17 protein-coding genes and 1 pseudogene are annotated in these 18,073 nt (G+C 45.9%); 13 read left to right on the top strand and 5 right to left on the bottom strand.

Annotated features, from left to right (window positions below):
• Positions 1–62: 62 nt before the first annotated feature.
• The 3 genes from K0H61_RS14955 to aroG all read left to right on the top strand — a co-directional run bounded on the left by K0H61_RS14955 (position 63) and on the right by aroG (position 3,025).
• Positions 63–350: a hypothetical protein gene (locus tag K0H61_RS14955; protein ID WP_220052752.1), complete on the top strand. Its 288-nt coding sequence runs from the start codon at positions 63–65 to the stop codon at positions 348–350.
• A gap of 104 nt (positions 351–454) precedes the next feature.
• Complete coding sequence (locus K0H61_RS14950) at positions 455–1,645, top strand: tetratricopeptide repeat protein (protein ID WP_434086591.1); 1,191 nt, start codon at positions 455–457, stop codon at positions 1,643–1,645.
• 318 nt (positions 1,646–1,963) lie between these two features.
• Complete coding sequence (aroG, locus tag K0H61_RS14945) at positions 1,964–3,025, top strand: 3-deoxy-7-phosphoheptulonate synthase AroG (protein ID WP_220050278.1); 1,062 nt, start codon at positions 1,964–1,966, stop codon at positions 3,023–3,025.
• Positions 3,026–3,079: 54 nt separating this feature from the next.
• Here the strand turns inward: aroG and K0H61_RS14940 are convergent, their stop codons facing one another.
• Complete coding sequence (locus K0H61_RS14940; RefSeq protein ID WP_220050277.1) at positions 3,080–3,256, bottom strand: hypothetical protein; 177 nt, start codon at positions 3,254–3,256, stop codon at positions 3,080–3,082.
• Between the two features lie 437 nt (positions 3,257–3,693).
• Here K0H61_RS14940 and K0H61_RS14935 point away from each other — a divergent pair, with 437 nt between their 5' ends.
• Together K0H61_RS14935 and K0H61_RS14930 are read left to right on the top strand one after the other, a co-directional pair.
• Positions 3,694–5,490: an ABCB family ABC transporter ATP-binding protein/permease gene (locus K0H61_RS14935; protein ID WP_220050276.1), complete on the top strand. Its 1,797-nt coding sequence runs from the start codon at positions 3,694–3,696 to the stop codon at positions 5,488–5,490.
• Positions 5,491–5,568: 78 nt separating this feature from the next.
• Positions 5,569–5,826, top strand: a complete 258-nt coding sequence (locus tag K0H61_RS14930) for a hypothetical protein (RefSeq protein WP_220050275.1) — start codon at positions 5,569–5,571, stop codon at positions 5,824–5,826.
• Between the two features lie 49 nt (positions 5,827–5,875).
• Here the strand turns inward: K0H61_RS14930 and K0H61_RS17865 are convergent, their stop codons facing one another.
• The 3 genes and pseudogenes from K0H61_RS17865 to K0H61_RS14920 form a co-directional block, all read right to left on the bottom strand.
• Complete coding sequence (locus K0H61_RS17865; RefSeq protein ID WP_258405959.1) at positions 5,876–6,082, bottom strand: hypothetical protein; 207 nt, start codon at positions 6,080–6,082, stop codon at positions 5,876–5,878.
• Between the two features lie 112 nt (positions 6,083–6,194).
• Positions 6,195–7,697, bottom strand: a pseudogene (locus tag K0H61_RS14925) (FMN-binding glutamate synthase family protein).
• A gap of 10 nt (positions 7,698–7,707) precedes the next feature.
• Positions 7,708–8,271 (bottom strand): histidine phosphatase family protein, encoded by a 564-nt coding sequence (locus K0H61_RS14920; RefSeq protein ID WP_220050274.1) that lies wholly within the window; start codon positions 8,269–8,271, stop codon positions 7,708–7,710.
• Positions 8,272–8,480: 209 nt separating this feature from the next.
• Here K0H61_RS14920 and K0H61_RS14915 point away from each other — a divergent pair, with 209 nt between their 5' ends.
• From K0H61_RS14915 to K0H61_RS14905, 3 genes are all read left to right on the top strand, one after another.
• On the top strand, positions 8,481–9,101 hold the full coding sequence (locus K0H61_RS14915; protein WP_220050273.1) for a DUF5610 domain-containing protein: 621 nt from the start codon (positions 8,481–8,483) through the stop codon (positions 9,099–9,101).
• Between the two features lie 111 nt (positions 9,102–9,212).
• Positions 9,213–9,962, top strand: a complete 750-nt coding sequence (locus K0H61_RS14910; protein WP_220050272.1) for a ferredoxin--NADP reductase — start codon at positions 9,213–9,215, stop codon at positions 9,960–9,962.
• A 61-nt stretch (positions 9,963–10,023) separates the two neighbouring features.
• A complete protein-coding gene (locus tag K0H61_RS14905; RefSeq protein WP_220050271.1) occupies positions 10,024–10,620 on the top strand; it encodes a glutathione S-transferase N-terminal domain-containing protein in 597 nt (198 codons plus the stop codon).
• Between the two features lie 11 nt (positions 10,621–10,631).
• Here the strand turns inward: K0H61_RS14905 and K0H61_RS14900 are convergent, their stop codons facing one another.
• Positions 10,632–11,051, bottom strand: coding sequence for a hypothetical protein (locus K0H61_RS14900; protein WP_220050270.1), 420 nt, complete (start codon positions 11,049–11,051; stop codon positions 10,632–10,634).
• A gap of 215 nt (positions 11,052–11,266) precedes the next feature.
• On the opposite strand from K0H61_RS14900, the gene K0H61_RS14895 reads away from it, so the two are divergent.
• The 5 genes from K0H61_RS14895 (at position 11,267) to K0H61_RS14875 (ending at position 18,041) form a co-directional block, all read left to right on the top strand.
• Complete coding sequence (locus tag K0H61_RS14895; RefSeq protein ID WP_220050269.1) at positions 11,267–12,274, top strand: Fe(3+) ABC transporter substrate-binding protein; 1,008 nt, start codon at positions 11,267–11,269, stop codon at positions 12,272–12,274.
• Positions 12,275–12,334: 60 nt separating this feature from the next.
• Entirely contained in the window at positions 12,335–13,969 is a 1,635-nt protein-coding gene (locus K0H61_RS14890) for an ABC transporter permease (RefSeq protein WP_220050268.1), read from the top strand.
• Positions 13,966–15,015, top strand: a complete 1,050-nt coding sequence (locus K0H61_RS14885; protein WP_220050267.1) for an ABC transporter ATP-binding protein — start codon at positions 13,966–13,968, stop codon at positions 15,013–15,015. The genes K0H61_RS14890 and K0H61_RS14885 overlap by 4 nt, the downstream gene beginning before the upstream one ends.
• 157 nt (positions 15,016–15,172) lie before the next feature.
• A complete protein-coding gene (gene ggt / locus K0H61_RS14880; RefSeq protein WP_220050266.1) occupies positions 15,173–16,885 on the top strand; it encodes a gamma-glutamyltransferase in 1,713 nt (570 codons plus the stop codon).
• A 220-nt stretch (positions 16,886–17,105) separates the two neighbouring features.
• Complete coding sequence (locus K0H61_RS14875; RefSeq protein ID WP_220050265.1) at positions 17,106–18,041, top strand: Dyp-type peroxidase; 936 nt, start codon at positions 17,106–17,108, stop codon at positions 18,039–18,041.
• Positions 18,042–18,073: the final 32 nt, after the last annotated feature.

Here is an 18,073-nt window from a genome sequence, read left to right as displayed (position 1 = left end):
GGAGGTTAGCTATGGGACAGGGATTCAGAGGATTTAGCCTGTTGAACTGGTGTTTTATGCTCATGATGGTCGGTGCGACCTCTACCTATGCAGGAGAGGTAATAGTGACTCGCTCTAGTGAGGAGCCCGTTGATGTGTTTGCCGTTCGCGATCAACTGCTTAAGGATCATGCGTGGCAAGAGTCTCTGAGAACTCAAGAGCAAATTCACATTTTACAGTCACTGCCCATTGGCTGCATCGCACTGCAACATCCCTACCCCTATTTTAGCTGTGGTCAGGAGACTTATCGGCCTTATCGTTATCAGCAGCAAGATGTGTTTATTAAAGTTAACCCACCCAGACAACGCTAAAACAGTTACCCCTGCAATCTAGTCATTCACTATTTGTAACCATTTAGTGGCGTGTTTTTGCCAAGTTGACATAAGCTCAAATAGACGTCACTCAATGGGGATGAATGATGGCAAGATTACGCGCGATTCTTAGTGGGATTCTATTTGGTGTGTTGTTGAGTCTGTTATGGTCTTGTAGCTCGTCATCGCAAAGACCTAAGCAAGAAGACATTGAGGCTCTATTTGCCGATAGCCTCTTTAAACCAGTTAACGATATTCCAAGTGTTGACGCTATTTTTGCCCTACCAGCTGAAGCTGTGACTGAGGCTAGAAGGGCTTTTGAACGGCATAATTTCAGCAGTAAAAGCCCATTGCCTGTGCACCAATGGCTTGCTATGTACATCAATGCTAATCAAGAGGGGGGTAAGAGTCATTTTCGCTATCAGGACAACCTTACTCAAGTGGCGAGTTTGACCTATGACCAGCGTGCGGGCAATTGTATGTCCCTAGTCATCATGGCATCGGCGCTCGCCGATATCTTTAACATCGGCACCGAGTTTCAGGATATTGCTATCGAACCTGTTTGGGATAAGCAGGGTAACTTTTACCTCGTCAATGGCCATGTCAATTTACGTTTTTTGCCCACTGAAATAGGTAACACTGTCTATGTTTCGAGCCATGCGATATTAGTCGATTTTATGCCAGAGCGTACTTTGAGGGGATATCAAAAAACACTGATTAGTCGCCAAACCCTAACCGCCATGTTCTACAACAATATGGCGGCCGAATCCCTAGTTGATGGGGATGTTGATAGAGCTTACGCATTAGTAAAGGCAGGGCTTAAGGCAGGCAATTTTGTCCCAGCATTAAATACGTTAGCGGTGATTTATCGTCATCGGGGGAATAATCATCTTGCTGAGCGAGCCTATCGCTATGCCCTTCAGTTTGACCCTAAAGATATGACGACCCTGTATAACCTAGCGTTGATTTTAGGGGAGCAGGGGCGGCTGGAAGAATGGGCTGAGGTCAACAAAGTGCTCGAATTAGCCCGTATTCAAAATCCTTTTTATTACTATGATATGGCTGAACATGCCTTCGATGAACATCAATATGATGCGGCCTTGACTTGGTATAAGCGGGCGGTTGAAAGGGCAGATTATCGTCATGAATTCTTCTTTGGGTTATCGCGTACCTATTGGGTATTAGGGGATGAAAAGCGAGCCAAACAAAATATGGAAAGGGCATTTGCATTGAGTCGCGAGGCAACCGACAAATTTAGGTATCAGGCAAAATTAAAGGCAATGCAGCAGCATTAAGGCATTCAAGTGTATATATCCATGCTTCCTTGAACGGTTTAATTAAGGCCAAGCAAGCTGAGGGAGCATACTCTTTCGGATTATTCTCATTTCTAGGCAATCTCCCGTTTGCACCAGTCGAATGCACTTAATTAAAGTATTTATGATTTATATTTTTAAAAATATTTTAAAACAATGTGTTATATATGAATTTTTGAAATTTTGACAACTTGGTTGCATAAAATTCGCATACTAGATAAATTGAACTCAGTAGTGCAGTTGAGAATTCCTTTTGCAATAGTAGACACAGCCAAAAAAACTAAGTTGGAGCAGTAAATTATGTTTTATCAGAATGATGACGTTCGCATTAATGAGATTAAGGAATTACTTCCACCGATTGCGATCCTCGAACGATTTCCTGCCTCCGAAAAAGCCTCTGCTACTGTGTTTAATGCCCGTCAGAGCATCCACAATATTCTTACCAAGGATGATGATCGCCTGCTAGTGGTTATTGGTCCTTGCTCTATCCATGATCCTAAGGCTGCCTTGGAATATGGTCAGCGTTTAGTTGCCCTACGTGAAAAGTATAAGAGCCAGTTAGAGATTGTGATGCGGGTTTACTTCGAAAAACCCCGTACCACAGTGGGCTGGAAGGGGCTAATCAACGATCCTTATCTGGACAACAGCTTTAAACTCAATGATGGCCTGCGCACCGCACGTAAGTTATTGGTCGATTTAAACGACTCTGGTATGCCAACTGCGGGTGAATTCCTCGATATGATCACTCCACAGTATGTTGCCGATATGATGTGTTGGGGCGCGATTGGTGCGCGTACAACGGAGTCACAGGTTCACCGTGAGCTGGCTTCGGGTCTGTCATGCCCTGTTGGCTTTAAAAACGGTACCGACGGCACTATCAAAGTGGCTATCGACGCCATTGGTGCAGCCAATGCGCCGCATCATTTCCTGTCGGTGACTAAATTTGGCCATTCGGCCATTGTGTCGACTAAGGGCAACCCAGATTGCCACATCATTTTGCGTGGTGGTCGAGAGCCAAATTACAGTGCGTCCCATGTTGCCGAGATCAGCGCGCAGCTGCAACAGGCCAAATTGGCTGACAATATTATGATCGACTTTAGCCATGCCAACAGTTCTAAACAATATCAGCGCCAAATGTTGGTGGCTGAGGATGTGGCAGGACAGGTGGCTGGAGGCAACCAGGCTATCTTCGGTGTTATGGTGGAAAGCCACCTTGTTGAAGGGCGTCAGGATCTGATCGAGGGCCAACCTTTGTGTTATGGCCAGAGTATTACCGATGCCTGTATTGGTTGGGAGGATACCGAGCGCCTATTGGCGATGTTGAGTGACAGTGTTGCTGCTCGTCGTGAGCACATCGCTTAATGGACTGGAGTCCTACGCATTAACATTAAAGGCGCTTAAGCGCCTTTAATTTTGTTATTTTTTGCTCATTTCAGCTAAGTATTCGTTTGCCTTAGCGAGACTACCAAAGGCGCCAATTAAATTACTGCGGCCCTTTTCCTGAATTTCTGGATTACCTGATTCTATCATCATCCACACCCAAGTCTGGATCAGTGGTAACGGTGGGTATTGAACTTTAGATGAATCCAACATAAAGCTTCCTTTGGTCTTGATTGATTTGGTTATTTTTATTGTTATCGCAACACCGATGTTGTTTCTTTGGCTCTCATCGGAAACGCGGCCAGTAGTCAGCACATCCTGTTGCATAATCATCAGTCCATTGGGCCATTTTGGGTAAAACTGAAAAAATAATCAACAGTTCAAGCCTTGATAGCACAGACTTTTTTAGCGTTTACTGTACTAATAAAAAGCCATGTTGGCTGCGGTTTTACGCTGAGTTTAATTGATTGCAGCTATTGACTAGCGGTAAGTCCTTGGTATGACAATTTTTAGACATCCTAGGGGGTTATGAGTTATTGCGTCCAAGTGTAGAAAATCACTCTGATTTCATTTTAATTTTGTTAATTGAACTTACCTTTCAGCACAGTACTGCTGTTACACTTGGCGGACAATTCTTAAGGTACTCTCCTATGCGCCCATCACTCTATTTCGAAGGTCCGATAGAAAAACTTAATTGGCATGTGCTTAAGTTACTTTGGCCCTATTTACTCGAATACAAAGGCCGAATTACCCTCGCCATGTCCTGCCTTATCGTGGCGAAACTGGCCAGTGTAGGTTTGCCCTTTATCCTAAAAGACCTTGTCGATACCTTAGATGCTAACAAAACCGCACAGCTACTGAGTGTGCCCGTGGGATTAGTATTAGCCTATGGGATGGTGCGATTATTAACAGTCATCACAGGTGAAATCCGCGACACCTTGTTTGGGCGAGTGACCGAGCGGGCGATTAGACGCTTAGGCTTGGCGGTTTTTGACCATTTGCATCGACTGGATCTCGATTTTCATTTAGAGCGTCGTACCGGAGGGCTGTCGAGGGACATTGAGCGCGGTACCAGCGGCGTGAGCTTTTTGATGCGCTTTATGGTGTTCAATATAGTGCCGACCCTGCTCGAAATTGCCATGGTGATTGGTATTTTCTTTTTCAATTATGGAATCGCCTTTGCAGCCATTACTTTTTTCTCCGTTGTTGCCTATGTTTGGTTTTCAGTTATCGCGACAGAGTGGCGCACTGAATATGTGCGTGATGCGGCTAAGGCTGATTCACTCTCTAATACCCGCGCCATTGACAGTCTGCTGAATTACGAAACGGTTAAATATTTCAATAATGAGCGTTATGAATCCGATCGTTATGATCAGGCGCTCGATGAGTGGGAGGTAGCGAAGCGGAAGAATCGCTTATCGCTATTTGCCCTGAACGGTGGTCAGGCGTTTATTATTGCCTTTGCGATGACGGCGATGATGGCACTGGCCGCTTATCGCGTTACCGAGGGTGATATGACCATTGGTGACTTCGTACTTATCAATGCTTTTATGATGCAGCTGTTTATGCCGCTAAACTTTTTAGGCTTTGTCTACCGTGAAATACGTGGAGCCCTTGCCAATATCGAACGCATGTTTAGCCTGCTCGACAAACAGCCGACCATAGTCGATAGCGCCGATGCGATAGATTTTCAGCCGACAAAGGGTGAATTATCGTTTGAGAATGTGAATTTTAGCTACGATGACAGAACCATTTTAAAGGATGTGAGTTTTAAGGTGTCTGCGGGTCAAAAAGTCGCGGTTGTCGGCGACAGTGGCGCCGGCAAATCGACACTCATCAAGTTATTGTTTCGTTTCTACGATGTCGATCAGGGCCGAATTTATATCGACGGACACGATATACGACACTTAACCCAAGAGGCGCTGCGCAGGGCCATCGCCATCGTCCCCCAAGATACAGTGTTATTTAACGATTCCCTTGTGGAGAATATTCGTTATGGGCGACCGAGTGCCAGCGATGACGAAGTGCGTCATGCTATTAAACTTGCCCATCTAGAACAGTTTATCGCCTCGCTCTCACAGGGGTGGGACACCAAAGTGGGCGAGCGCGGCTTAAAACTTTCGGGCGGTGAAAAACAACGGGTTGCGATTGCTAGAGCTATATTGAAGGGCTCGCCTGTCCTCGTGTTTGATGAAGCAACATCGTCACTCGATAGTCGTTCTGAGCAGGCCATTTTGGCGGCATTGCGTGAGGTTGCTAAGGGACACACGAGTTTAGTCGTGGCTCATCGACTTTCTACTATTGTCGATGCTGATCAGATTGTCGTACTGAGCCAAGGGCAAATTGTGGAGCAGGGCACCCATAAGTCACTTTTAGCGTTCGATGGCCTGTATGCCAAATTATGGCGCATACAAAATGAGCAACAACAGGCCACTTCAGAGAATTAACAGCAAGGAACAATTCAGTTTTTATTCAGCTTGGCCTTACTATACTCGCTGCCAAACATAAGAAAATAGGTGCTTGGCATGGAAAATATGGCATTAAGAGTCAATATCGAAGGCAGATTAGAGACTGTGAGCACAGATTGGTTTGCTGTAATGGCGACACTGAAAAAACGTGGCGTCGATATGGACTCTCTGCAACGCATTCATTCGGAATTAAATGCGGGGCTTAAGGTAACAACCCGCCGTTTAACCTTGGCTAAATTGAATCAATATATAGATTTAGCTGGGATTGTACGTGGCGTAAGTTCGGCTAAAACGGCTGCGTGGAATATTCGTTAATGGCTTCAGTAAAAAGTGGGGCTGTTATAGGTTGAGGGAATATACATTGTTATATTCCCTTGTTCTTTGTTGATTTCCATCCTTCGCACAGCAAATTCAGCTTAGTTGTCGATTCATCCATAAGCGTGAGACGAATAATTCGTCCTTCACGAAAACACACCAATTCACCTTCAATTTCCGTTAAGCGATTGCAATTTTTGCAGCTCGTGCTCATGGTCTTGCTGGCTGACAATGGATTTACAATACTGTCTTTCAAAATCTTTCCTTAAAGTAGGTGGTTTAGTGGAAACCATTTACTTCACGAATCTTACCTTTTTCGTGATGTCTATTCAAATTTCTCAAAATTTCCAAAACTTCAGATATTATTATCATAAATACAATTGGTTATTCATATGTGAATAATATTTATCGAGCGATATAGATAAGCCACTTTCGAGCACAATTCGCACATGGTGAGGTTTTAACTGTCTGGGTTCTTGAACGCCACAGGAATGGGCAATTAGGCCTAAGTCGTGGTGTAGATTGTGATGGTAATTAGCCACCCGAACGGATTTATCCTTGGGATCTAAACCTTCTTGTAGCCTGCGATTGTGAGTGGTAATTCCCGTAGGGCAAGTATCTTTGTTGCACTGCAGGGCTTAAATGCAACCCAGGGCGAACATATTCCCCCGCGCAGAGGTAATAAAATCGGCGCCTAGCGCCAAGGCCCAAGCAACCCGAGAAGGCACGATAAGTTTGCCCGATGCAATGATTTTGATACGTTTACGCAGTCCACGCTGGATAAGCACATTAACCAGAATAGGCAGGCTTTCTTTGAGTGGTAGACCGACATAGTCCATTAAAGGTTGCGGCGCGGCGCCTGTCCCGCCGTCGGCACTGTCTAAGGTGAAAAAGTCTGGGGCGGAGGACTCGCCACGCCGTTCGATTTCATCACAAAAATCCTCAAGCCATTGCACATCACCAAGTACCGCCTTTATCCCTGTCGGTTTACCTGTTACTCCACGCACCCTTGCAATCATATCCAAAATATCGCCGACATTTTTAAACTCAATATGACCATTCGGGCTAATGGAATCCTGTCCCTGCGGGATACCGCGGATATGGGCGATTTCTTCGGTCACCTTGATTGCGGGTAATATCCCTCCTTTACCGGGTTTTGCACCTTGGCTCATTTAGATCTCAAACATTTTGACTTCGGAATGGGCGGCAATCGCTCTGAGTTTTTCATCATCTAAATGTCCTTCTGCATTGCGTACTCCGTATTTTGCAGTGCCGATTTGAAACACGAGGTCACAACCGCCTTTTAAGTGATGTGAACTTAATCCACCCTCACCGGTATTTAGCCAGCAACCCGCTTGAGCGGCACCTTGGGAAAGGGCGGTGATGGCGGGGCGAGATAACGCACCAAAACTCATGGCGGAAATATGGCAAATAGCGTGGGTGGTATAGGGGTGTCGGCAGTCGTTACCAATACTGAGTGGCAGTATTGGGGTGATGTCAGAGTCCTGTGTAGGGAAGGCGGTATTCATAAACATAATTGCCCCCGGACAATCTAGGGGTCTTGTTGAACCAAAGGCGATAGTTCGATCGACATTTTTGGCTGCGCGGTATACCCAACTGCGTTCGGCGCGGTTAAAAGGGAGCTCCTCCCTGTCTTGTGCGAAAAAGTATTGTCTGAAGAACTCCCCCTGTTTTTCGAACAAATATCGAAAGCGGCCAATGACGGGGTAGTTGTGTCTAATGGCTTGTTTGGTTTGTACTTTATCGGCAATGTACATATAGATAATGGCAAGAAACCCCAATCCAAGCAGTATTAAAAATAATCCCGAAAACAGATCCAATCCCCACATAAACCAGTTAGTTTTCTGCATTTGAGATCCTCTATTCCTGTCCGTAGTGGGTGGTGATTAGACTCGCCTTCTGGCCATCTTGAATCGAAAGTAAGAACAACTGACTGTAGTCATCTTCTGCCATTGCATTGAGTTCTGGTCCATTGAGCGCTTTGATGATCAAGGGAATGGTATTGGAGTGTCCTACAATGAGCGTATTGCCTTTGACGGCATGGACTTGCTCAACAATTTGTTGGATATGTGCCTCTATCGGTTTCTTTGCTGGCAGCACTGTTACTGTGAGGTGACGGGCCATAGCAATCGGAGCTAAGGTTTGCTGGGTTCGTTGATATTGGGTGGCGATTAATTGCGACAGCGGCGTGCGCTTAAGGGCAGAGATCAGACTTATGGCTCGTAATTCTCCCGCAGAAGAAAGCGCGGGATCCCCGATAGGATAATCGGATTTCTCGGCATGCCTCACGAGAATAATTAGACGGTTATCAGCATAGGCCGAAGACATGCCAAGGACCGCCGAGGAGAATACACATGCAATGGCGAGGACTAAAGCGACGAATATGTTTGGCCTTCGAAATGAGTGATACGGCATCGTTGCCATAGTGACATCCTTTTTGAGCTTGGGTGCTATTTCTGTGGTGAAGTGCAAAATGCTTAGATTGATTTAGTCGTTAAATATTTAAGACTAAATAACTTAAGCACCACAGTATTATTCCTATGTTATTGATACTAATGCACGGGGGAAATTTTCTAAAGTCGCTTTATTTTTAGCCGATAATTAAGCTAACCCGTATTGATTGGATTACCATCATGGAAATCAAGCAAGCTTCTCAAATGCCTATTACTTCATCGTCACAGCGAAAATACGCTGAAAATATGGCGACCAACTGGGAAAACGCTAAATCAGCCAAGACAAGCAGCGCAAGCGAAGCCACAACTAAGCTGACGGTTAGTCAAACGAGCAAACATTTGATGAATCAGGCGATACTTTCTGCTCAGGAAAATGTCTCCCTTAAGTCGGGTGATCAATCGATGACATTGCTTTATCGTGCTGCGATAGAGGCGATTGATAAAGAGCTGGCACCGACCATGGGGGCAAATGCTACTCAAACCGCCTACGACAATAATGTCGATACTTCACCTGAGGCGACAGCCGATCGCATTGTGAGTTTTGCGACTCAATTTTTTAGTATTCACCAGCAGCAAAATTCGAGCATGGGCTTCGATGAACAGTTGAGTAGCTTTATGGACATTATCGGTGGCGCTATCGATAACGGCTTTAAGGAAGCCCGGGATATTTTGTCGGGCCTTAAAGTGCTTGAGGGTGATATTGCCGCTGGCGTGGATAAAACCTACGGTTTAGTACAAGAGGGGCTACAGGCCTTTAGAGACAGTTTTAATAAAAAATCAGATGAAACCTCAAATGCTTAGCTAAGTTGAGCCGGATGTTAACGACATAAAACCCCTTATTAAAAGGGGTTTTTGTTGTCTAGATTAGGGTCTATGCTAGAAGTCTATTTAACATTTGCTTGAGGGCAGGTTATGTGGACTAAGGGATGCGTTATTGAGCGCATTGATTGGAGTGATAAATTATTTTCGCTGCGGATTAAAGCGGAAATCGCGCCTTTTATTCCTGGGCAATTTATTAAACTCAGCCAAGTTCGAGATGATAAACGCATAGCCAGAGCTTATTCCCTCGTTAATTCCCCCGATAAACCCTATGCCGAAATCCTCGCGGTCGCTGTCGAGGAAGGGCAGCTCTCACCAACGCTGCAGCACCTCAATATCGGTGATGAAATCGACATTACCCCAACTGCAACCGGTTTTATGACCTTAGACGAGATCCCTAAAGGGGAGACTCAGGGCAAGCATTTGTGGTTTTTAGCCACAGGCACAGCTGTTGGTCCCTTTCTGTCGATGCTCGATACCGATGAGCCTTGGCAACGGTTTGAAAAGATCGTACTGGTTTATGGTGTGCGTGAGGCTAAGGATTTAGCCTATCTCGATAAATTACGCGCCTGGGTTATACAGTATCCAGATAAGTTTATGCTGTGCCTTTGTATAACTCGTGAAGCAATGCCAGGCGCATTAAGTTGCCGTATCCCCGATGGATTGGTCTCGGGGGAAATTGAGCGTAAAGTGGGGCTGACCATCAGCGCAAAGGATTCTCAAGTCATGATTTGTGGTAATCCGGGGATGATAGGTGATGCACAAATCGCGCTCATTAATAAGGGATTAACCAAAAATTTGCGCCGAGAACCTGGACAAATCACCGTAGAGAAATATTGGTAATGAGCGAGTATTAACTCGTTACCCCGTTAAGCTGATTTTTATTGTATGTAAGGAGATGTACATGAAGTTGCTTTGCTCGCTAGCGTCACCCTATGCCCGCTGCGTTCGTAGTTTAATTCGCTACCTTGGGATTACCGATATTGAGGAAGTGATCATTAACCCAATGGAAAATACTGCCGAGCTGCTCGATGCTAATCCCCTAGGGCAAATTCCCTGCCTTATCACCAACGACGGTGTACCTATCTTTGATAGCGAAGTCATTATGCGTTATCTCGATGCTGAGCTTGGGGATAATCAAATGTTTGGCGGCAAAGCAAATAATTGGGTGTTGCAGTGTCAGTTTTCCTTAATCAAGGGCTTAATCGACAGTTCGGTAAAGCTACGTCAGGAACAGATGCGTGAAGATGAAGGTGTGCGTTCGGCTTTTTGGACTTCACGTTTCGAGCAGGCGTTACTTCGCGGCTTAATGCAGATGGAAAATCAGGCCGTTATTACGCAAACAACCATTCAGGCTCCGCAGTTGGCGCTAATTTGCCTATTGGATTATATCGACTTTAGACACCCAGAGCTTGACTGGCGTAAAGTCGCTCCCGCTACTGCGTTGTGGTTTAGCCAGATGCGTGATCTGCCCGCTTTTATAGAGACTCGCCCGCACTAAAAATAATGGGATTAGTCGTTTGAACGTCTTCCCCGTCGATTTTCGCGGCGATTTTCCTCACCGAAAAGGCCATAGAGATCGTGGGTCACCCCATAGTCCATTCTGCGTTCGTCTTCATTGTGCCGTCTATCATCGTAGTGTTGATAGCGGCAATGGCAATCGGGATAGGTACATTCTTCCATCGGGATCTCAGGGGCTTCCTTTGACAAAAAACGTTTACCTTTGACCTCATTCGCTTTTTCACAGCAGTTGCCATAATGCTCAATACTGACACAGTGAAAACGCTTATCCGAAGTGTCAGGGAGATGTTGCTGTTTATTACTTACTTTCATTGATTTAACAAAATGTTTCCCCTTTTTTGAGCTGCGTTTAAGTACCATAAACGCGAGTAACGCAGCCACGGCGACAAGCAGTAATAACACACCAAACATACTGCCTCCTTATGAATTTTAAGCGAATTAAGGTTCAGTTTAGTTTGATTTGAGATAATCACCAGTTTTAAGTTAATTCTCGCAAAAACAAAATGTTATCACTTATATTGCCCTTGTTGATGGGATCTATTACCCTTGCATAACTGATAATTATTATCATTAATAATTTGAGTACACACTAGGTTCGATATAATCAATTTGGGGAGTAGTCGCTAATGAAAAGGGTAACGTTTGCTGCTTTGTTCGGGTTAATGTCGGTTGCACAGTCTGCGTACGCGGATGAGAAATTAACGGTTTATTCATACCGCCAAGCTTTTTTGGTTGAGCCGATTTTGAAACGCTTTACAGAAGATACGGGAATTAGCGTCAACCTAGTGTTTGCCAAAGATGGCATCGCCGAACGTATCGCCCGAGAGGGGCGTCTTTCACCTGCAGATTTAGTGTTAACTTCAGATTTTTCCCGTCTCGTTGAACTGGTTGAAAAAGATCTAACTTCACCGGTGAACAGTGACAAGTTGAACACGAATATTCCCGCACAATATCGAGATCCCGAGGGCCAATGGTATGCATTAACGATGCGTGTACGTAACCTCTATACGGCAAAAGATCGCCTCGAAACTCAAACGATAAGTTATGAAGAACTCGCCGATCCTAAGTACAAAGGTAAAATTTGTACCCGAAGTGGTAAGCATCCTTACAACATAGCCTTAGTGGCTTCTATGATTGCCCATCACGGTGAAGCGGAGACTAAAACATGGTTGCAGGGAGTGAAAACCAACTTAGCTCGCAAGCCACAAGGTAACGATAGAGCGCAGGTTAAAGCCGTAAAAGAAGGCTTATGTGATATCGCGATTGGTAATAGCTATTACTACGGCAATATGTTGCAAGATCCTGAGCAAAAGAGCTGGGCAGAAGCCGTGAACATTAATTTCCCTAATCAGGCAGATCGTGGTGCCCATGTGAACGTCTCTGGCATGGTGCTCACTCGCCATGCACCGAACAAAGACAATGCCATCAAGTTAATGGAGTTTTTATCGGCAGATGTAGCACAAAAGGCCTATGCCGAGGTAAATATGGAATATCCAGTTAAAGCTGATGTTGCTCCTTCTACCTTAGTGGCCTCTTGGGGCGAGTTTAAATCTGATCAGTTACCGATTTTTAAATTGGCAGAATATCACCAAGCGGCGGTTAAGTTGTTAGATGAAGTACAGTTTGACCTTTAGTAAGACAATTTAAACCAGTCAGTGCGCCATTAATTGGCGCATTGACCTTAAAGGACTCACATGATTTTAGGATTAGCCAGAAGCTGGTCGCTTACTGGTTATGCCATAGCCGCGCTACTGGTGTTACCCCTCTTAGCATTAATTTTTCAAGCGGCTCAGCCCGATGAGGCCGTATTCGCTCATCTGCTCTCCACCGTGTTGCCAACATATATATCCAACAGCCTTTGGCTGATGTTGTGGGTGTGTGTCGGGGCATTATTGCTGGCACTGCCCTGTGCTTGGTTAATGGCGCGCTGTGAATTCATTGGTAGGCGTTATCTACAATGGGCTTTGCTGTTGCCATTAGCTATGCCAGCTTACATCGTCGCCTATGTGTATACGGACTTACTCGACTATGCAGGACCCGTACAGATGGGACTGCGCTCCTTATTTGGATGGAATTCGCCAAAGGATTACCTTTTTCCGGAAATTCGGTCTTTGGGCGGGGCTGCTTGCGTATTGTCGCTGGTGCTCTTTCCCTACATTTATTTATTAGTCCGTACAGCCTTTATGGAACAATCCTTAAGCTTGGCGCACGCCTCGCGAATAATGGGGTGTTCACCTTGGCAAAGTTTTTGGCGTTTGTCTTTGCCAATGGCAAGGCCGGCGATTGCCGTCGGCGTGGCTTTAGTGGCGATGGAAACCGCCGCGGATTTTGCGACGGTGAGCTACTTTGCCTTACCGACGTTGACCACGGCGGTGTACGACACATGGCTTGGTTATGGCAACTTAACCGCAGCAGCTAAGTTATCGGCCATTATTTTGCTGGTAGTATTTAGTCTGATTGGGTTTGAGCGCTTTGCTCGTCGCAAACAGCAGCTATTTCAAAAACAATCCCGTATTCAAGAGAGCGATTTATATCGGCTCTCTCCAATACAAACTCTGTTGGCTATAGGTTATTGCATTTTACTGTTATTGCTGAGCTTTATTTTGCCCTCTGGCATTCTATTATCCTATGCCATCGATTATTTTGAGCAGAGTTGGGATCCAATTTTTTGGCAACTGAGTCTTAACAGTTTTAGCTTAGCGCTGATTGCTAGCCTTATCTGCTGCCTCATTGCGCTGTTATTAATGTTTATTCGCCGCGTAAGTCCTAGAGCGACAGACACTTTGCCTTCCCGATTAGCGTCAACTGGGTATGCGCTGCCTGGCACTGTACTTGCCATTGGTGTATTGGTGCCTTTAACGCTGCTCGATTTTGCGATTAATGACATGGCAGAATGGATTGGCCTATCAGGCCCAGGCCTGCTTCTCACGGGGAGTACTACTGCACTGGTGTTTGCATTCTGTGTTCGCTTTGCGGCGATTGCAATTGGCAGTGTCGAGGCTAGCTATAAGCGTATCTCCCCTTCGTTAGACATGGTGAGTTTGACGCTAGGGCAGACGCCCAGACAGTTGTTGCAACGAGTTCATTTACCATTGCTCACCAAGGGCTTATTTGCTGGTGCATTATTGGTGTTTATTGAAAGTATGAAGGAACTACCTGCAGCACTACTGCTGAGGCCAATCGGTTTTGAAAATCTCGCCACCTATGTATTCCAGTTTGTGTCTGACGAAAAGCTTGAGCATGGCGCGTTGCCCGCCATTGTGATTGTGCTTGTGGGTTTAGTCCCTTTAATTTATTTAAACCGTTCCTTGGAGCAAGATAGCCGATGACCAGTACGCTTAGTATTCATCAAGTTCATAGCGATTATCAGGGGCAGCAGGTGCTCCAGGGATTAGATTTGACAATCCAGCCAGGGGAAATCTCAGCCCTGTTAGGCCCGAGTGGCTGTGGTAAAACCACCTTGCTGCGGGCTATCGCGGGATTGCAGGCGATTAGCCAAGGCGAGATCCATATCAATGGCAATGTCGTCAGTGGTGCTGGCCAGTTTGTACCGAGCGAGCGGCGCGGTATCGGGATGATTTTTCAAGATTATGCATTGTTTCCCCATTTAACGGTGGCAGAAAATATTCTCTTTGGTGTGTCAAAGTTAACTGCTTCGCAGCGCCAAGCACGGTTAGATGAAATGCTTGCCTTGGTGAAGCTTGAAGGATTAGCCAAGCGCTATCCCCATGAGCTTTCAGGCGGTCAGCAACAGAGAGTCTCGATAGCGCGGGCGCTGGCGTATGAGCCGCAATTACTATTGCTCGATGAGCCTTTTTCAAATATTGACGCTCAGGTGCGCCACAGCATGATGGCGGAGATTCGCAGCATTCTAAAGCAGCGTAATGTCAGTGCCGTTTTTGTGACCCACAGTAAGGATGAGGCGTTTGTATTTGCAGACACGTTGGCAATATTAAACCAGGGCGTAATAGTGCAATATGGCCGCTCAGAGGATTTATATGCTGCACCAAATAGCCGATATGTAGCTGATTTTCTTGGTAGTGGTAATTATTTACCCGCCGAGGTGCTTGATGGGCATAGCGTTGCAACACCGATTGGCCAATTACGCAGTCTCACACCATTATCGCAATCCAATACGTTCAATGGGCAAGTGTTTCTGCGACCACAACAATTGGCTATTAATGTCGATGAATCAGGGGTAGGCACTATCACTGAGCGACGATTCTCAGGCGCATTTTGCCATTACTGGGTGAAAGTTGAGGCGGCATCCCATGCCTATTATTTAGAAGTGCGTAGCCAAATAATGCAGTTCAATGTGGGGCAAAGAGTGGGATTAAGCACTGAGCCACACACTCTCGTGTTATTTGAGTCCTAGTATTTAGGGCTGGAATCATGCGCCAACCTGTAAAATAACGGCTTTCAGTTGAAAGTATGACACTTTTGCTTACGTTTAACTTCAGTAAAAACAGGACTAGATAGCTGATATTTCCAATCTTACTTGTTACTTTTATGCCTCCAGATTGGGAGGAATTATGATAAAAACAATAAGATCATTTTGTACCTTAGTAACAGTGACGACATTGATGTCGTCATCGGGAGTGATGGCCATGGACAGGATAACCGGAAAAGCCTTTGCAACCCGCTCTGAGGTGTATGCTACCCAAGGAATGGCGGCAACAAGTCAGCCATTAGCCACTCAAGTCGCCATCGATGTGCTCAAGCAGGGTGGTAGCGCCTTGGATGCGGCGATTGCAGCCAACGCCATGTTGGGTCTAGTAGAACCGACCGGAGCGGGTGTGGGTGGCGACCTCTTTGCGATTGTTTGGAGTGCAAAAGATAAAAAACTCTACGGCTTAAACGCCTCTGGCCGTAGTCCAAAATCCTTGACCCTCGAAAAGCTCCAATCCCTCGGCTTAGATTACTTGCCACCGCACGGACCGTTGCCCGTCTCTGTTCCTGGTGCAGTAGATGGTTGGTTTGAGCTACATAATAAATTTGGCAAATTGTCCATGGCGGAGAATCTCGCACCGGCAATTAGCTATGCCCGTGAAGGCTTCCCTGTTTCAGAACTTATTGCCTACTACCTTGCGGGTAGTGGCAAAAAACTCGCGAAATTCCCCGGCTTTAAAGAAACCTATATGCCTAATGGCAAAACTCCTGAAAGGGGCGAAATCTTTAAAAATCCAGCACTGGCTAACACCTATGAGAAAATCGCTAAGGGTGGCCGCGATGCCTTTTACAAAGGGGATATCGCCAAGAGCATTGATAAGTACATGAAAGCACAAGGTGGCTACTTAAGTTATGATGACTTAGCCAGTCATAGCAGCGAGTGGGTTGAGCCAGTTTCAGCCAACTATCGTGGCTATGATGTGTGGGAGTTGCCACCCAATGGTCAAGGGATCGCGGCGCTGCAAATTTTAAAAACCATGGAGCCCTACGATGTCGCGGCCATGGGATATAACAGCCCCGAATATGTGCACCTGTTTGTTGAAGCGAAAAAGCTCGCCTTTGCCGATCGCGCTAAGTTCTATGCCGATATGGCCTTTAACAAAATCCCTGTTAAAGCGCTGATTTCGGAGAAATACAACTACGAACGTGCCAAGCTGATTGACCCAAATAAAGCCGCGATGAGTGTCGATGCGGGCAATCCTGCGCTGATGCACGGTGATACTGTGTATCTGACTACGGCTGATAAAGACGGCAATATGGTGTCCTTAATTCAGAGTAATTACCGCGGTATGGGATCGGGCATGACACCGCCGGATCTTGGTTTTGTGCTGCAGGATCGTGGCCAAATGTTCGACTTAACCCCAGGCCGTTTCAACTCCTACGAGCCGGGTAAACGTCCGTTCCACACTATTATTCCTGCCTTTGTGACTAAGGACGGTAAACCTTGGTTAAGCTTTGGGGTGATGGGCGGTGCGACTCAGCCACAAATGCACGCGCAAATTATTATGAACCTTGTTGATTTTAAAATGAATCTGCAAGAGGCGGGCGATGCACCGCGCATTTTGCACACGGGTTCTACTCAGCCAACGGGTGAAGTGATGAATGACGGCGGCTATGTGAGTCTAGAATCGGGTTTCCCGGAAGAAACTCGCCGTGAACTGATTAAGAAAGGTCATGTGCTGCGCGATGCGCTAGGCGATTTTGGTGGATACCAAGCGATTGGCTTTAATGCCGAAACCGGTGTTTATCGTGGTGCCTCAGAGAGTCGTAAAGACGGGCACGCTGCGGGCTACTAAGCTCGACCAACGCTTTGAGTGATGAGATTGGTGGGGTCTTTTAGGGGCCTCGTCAATTTTTTATGTTCGTTCTCGTGTTTGCTCCAAGCTTCACCCATGAGCAATTACATTAGATAAAACGAGTACACTATGCCGGATTTTTGATCTAGCTAATGTCATTTTCAGGTAAAGTTGCGGATAATATTGCCGAAAATGAATCTACATAAAGGGTGATAACCAAATGGATATTCAAAATATGCCGCGTGAACAGTTGGGTGTGTGTGCAGAGGGAAACTTACATAGCGTCTATTTAATGTTTAATGCGAACGACGGTGTTGAGTCTCAATTACGTCCCTGTATTGCCAACGTAGCGCAGTATATTTATGAGTTGACGGATCAATATTCTGACAGTGCATTCAATGGTTTTGTCAGCATTGGTGCAAACTTCTGGGATAGTCTCTATCCTAGTTCTCGCCCTGAGCTACTCAAGCCTTTTCCTGCTATGGAGGCGGGCAACCGTGAAGCCCCAGCCATAGAGTATGACTTGTTCGTGCACCTGCGCTGTGACCGTTACGACATACTGCATTTAGTAGCAAATGAAATCAGTCAAATGTTCGAAGACTTAGTCGAACTCGTCGAAGAAGAACGTGGCTTTAGATTTATGGACAGCCGTGATCTCACAGGCTTTGTCGATGGCACTGAAAATCCTAAGGGGCGCCATCGCCAAGAAGTCGCGCTCGTGGGTGATGAAGACCCTGAGTTTAGGGGCGGCAGTTATATCCACGTACAAAAGTATGCCCACAACCTGAGCAAGTGGCATAGATTACCCCTTAAAAAGCAAGAGGATATCATCGGCCGTACCAAGCAAGATAATATCGAGTACGAATCTGAGGATAAGCCGTTAACCAGTCATATTAAGCGGGTTAACCTTAAGGATGAAAACGGTAAGTCGATTGAAATCCTGCGTCAGAGCATGCCCTACGGCTCGCTCAAAGAGCAGGGATTGATGTTTATTTCCACCTGCCGTACGCCTGATAACTTTGAAAAGATGCTGCATAGTATGGTGTTTGGCGATGGCGCAGGTCACCACGATCACTTGATGCACTTTACCAGCGCCTTGTCGGGGTCATCCTTCTTTGCTCCCGCGCTCGACTTTATGCTGCAGTTTGATAACTAAATTTATTCAGTCGTATTAGCTAATCAAGCAAA

This window comes from Shewanella acanthi (assembly GCF_019457475.1).
GTDB classification, from domain to species: Bacteria; Pseudomonadota; Gammaproteobacteria; order Enterobacterales; family Shewanellaceae; genus Shewanella; species Shewanella acanthi.
The sequence above is the reverse complement of the archived record's forward strand: the minus strand, read 5'-3'. Positions and strand labels throughout refer to the sequence as shown.

Coding starts and splice junctions, on each gene's coding strand:
- K0H61_RS14885 (WP_220050267.1), top strand. CDS start 13,966: ATGACCAGTACGCTTAGTATTCATCAAGTTCATAGCGATTATCAGGGG.
- K0H61_RS14910 (WP_220050272.1), top strand. CDS start 9,213: ATGTGGACTAAGGGATGCGTTATTGAGCGCATTGATTGGAGTGATAAA.
- aroG (WP_220050278.1), top strand. CDS start 1,964: ATGTTTTATCAGAATGATGACGTTCGCATTAATGAGATTAAGGAATTA.
- ggt (WP_220050266.1), top strand. CDS start 15,173: ATGATAAAAACAATAAGATCATTTTGTACCTTAGTAACAGTGACGACA.
- K0H61_RS14890 (WP_220050268.1), top strand. CDS start 12,335: ATGATTTTAGGATTAGCCAGAAGCTGGTCGCTTACTGGTTATGCCATA.
- K0H61_RS14930 (WP_220050275.1), top strand. CDS start 5,569: ATGGAAAATATGGCATTAAGAGTCAATATCGAAGGCAGATTAGAGACT.
- K0H61_RS14900 (WP_220050270.1), bottom strand. CDS start 11,051: ATGTTTGGTGTGTTATTACTGCTTGTCGCCGTGGCTGCGTTACTCGCG.
- K0H61_RS14955 (WP_220052752.1), top strand. CDS start 63: ATGATGGTCGGTGCGACCTCTACCTATGCAGGAGAGGTAATAGTGACT.
- K0H61_RS14875 (WP_220050265.1), top strand. CDS start 17,106: ATGGATATTCAAAATATGCCGCGTGAACAGTTGGGTGTGTGTGCAGAG.
- K0H61_RS14905 (WP_220050271.1), top strand. CDS start 10,024: ATGAAGTTGCTTTGCTCGCTAGCGTCACCCTATGCCCGCTGCGTTCGT.
- K0H61_RS14915 (WP_220050273.1), top strand. CDS start 8,481: ATGGAAATCAAGCAAGCTTCTCAAATGCCTATTACTTCATCGTCACAG.
- K0H61_RS14950 (WP_434086591.1), top strand. CDS start 455: ATGATGGCAAGATTACGCGCGATTCTTAGTGGGATTCTATTTGGTGTG.
- K0H61_RS14920 (WP_220050274.1), bottom strand. CDS start 8,271: ATGGCAACGATGCCGTATCACTCATTTCGAAGGCCAAACATATTCGTC.
- K0H61_RS14895 (WP_220050269.1), top strand. CDS start 11,267: ATGAAAAGGGTAACGTTTGCTGCTTTGTTCGGGTTAATGTCGGTTGCA.
- K0H61_RS14935 (WP_220050276.1), top strand. CDS start 3,694: ATGCGCCCATCACTCTATTTCGAAGGTCCGATAGAAAAACTTAATTGG.
- K0H61_RS14940 (WP_220050277.1), bottom strand. CDS start 3,256: ATGTTGGATTCATCTAAAGTTCAATACCCACCGTTACCACTGATCCAG.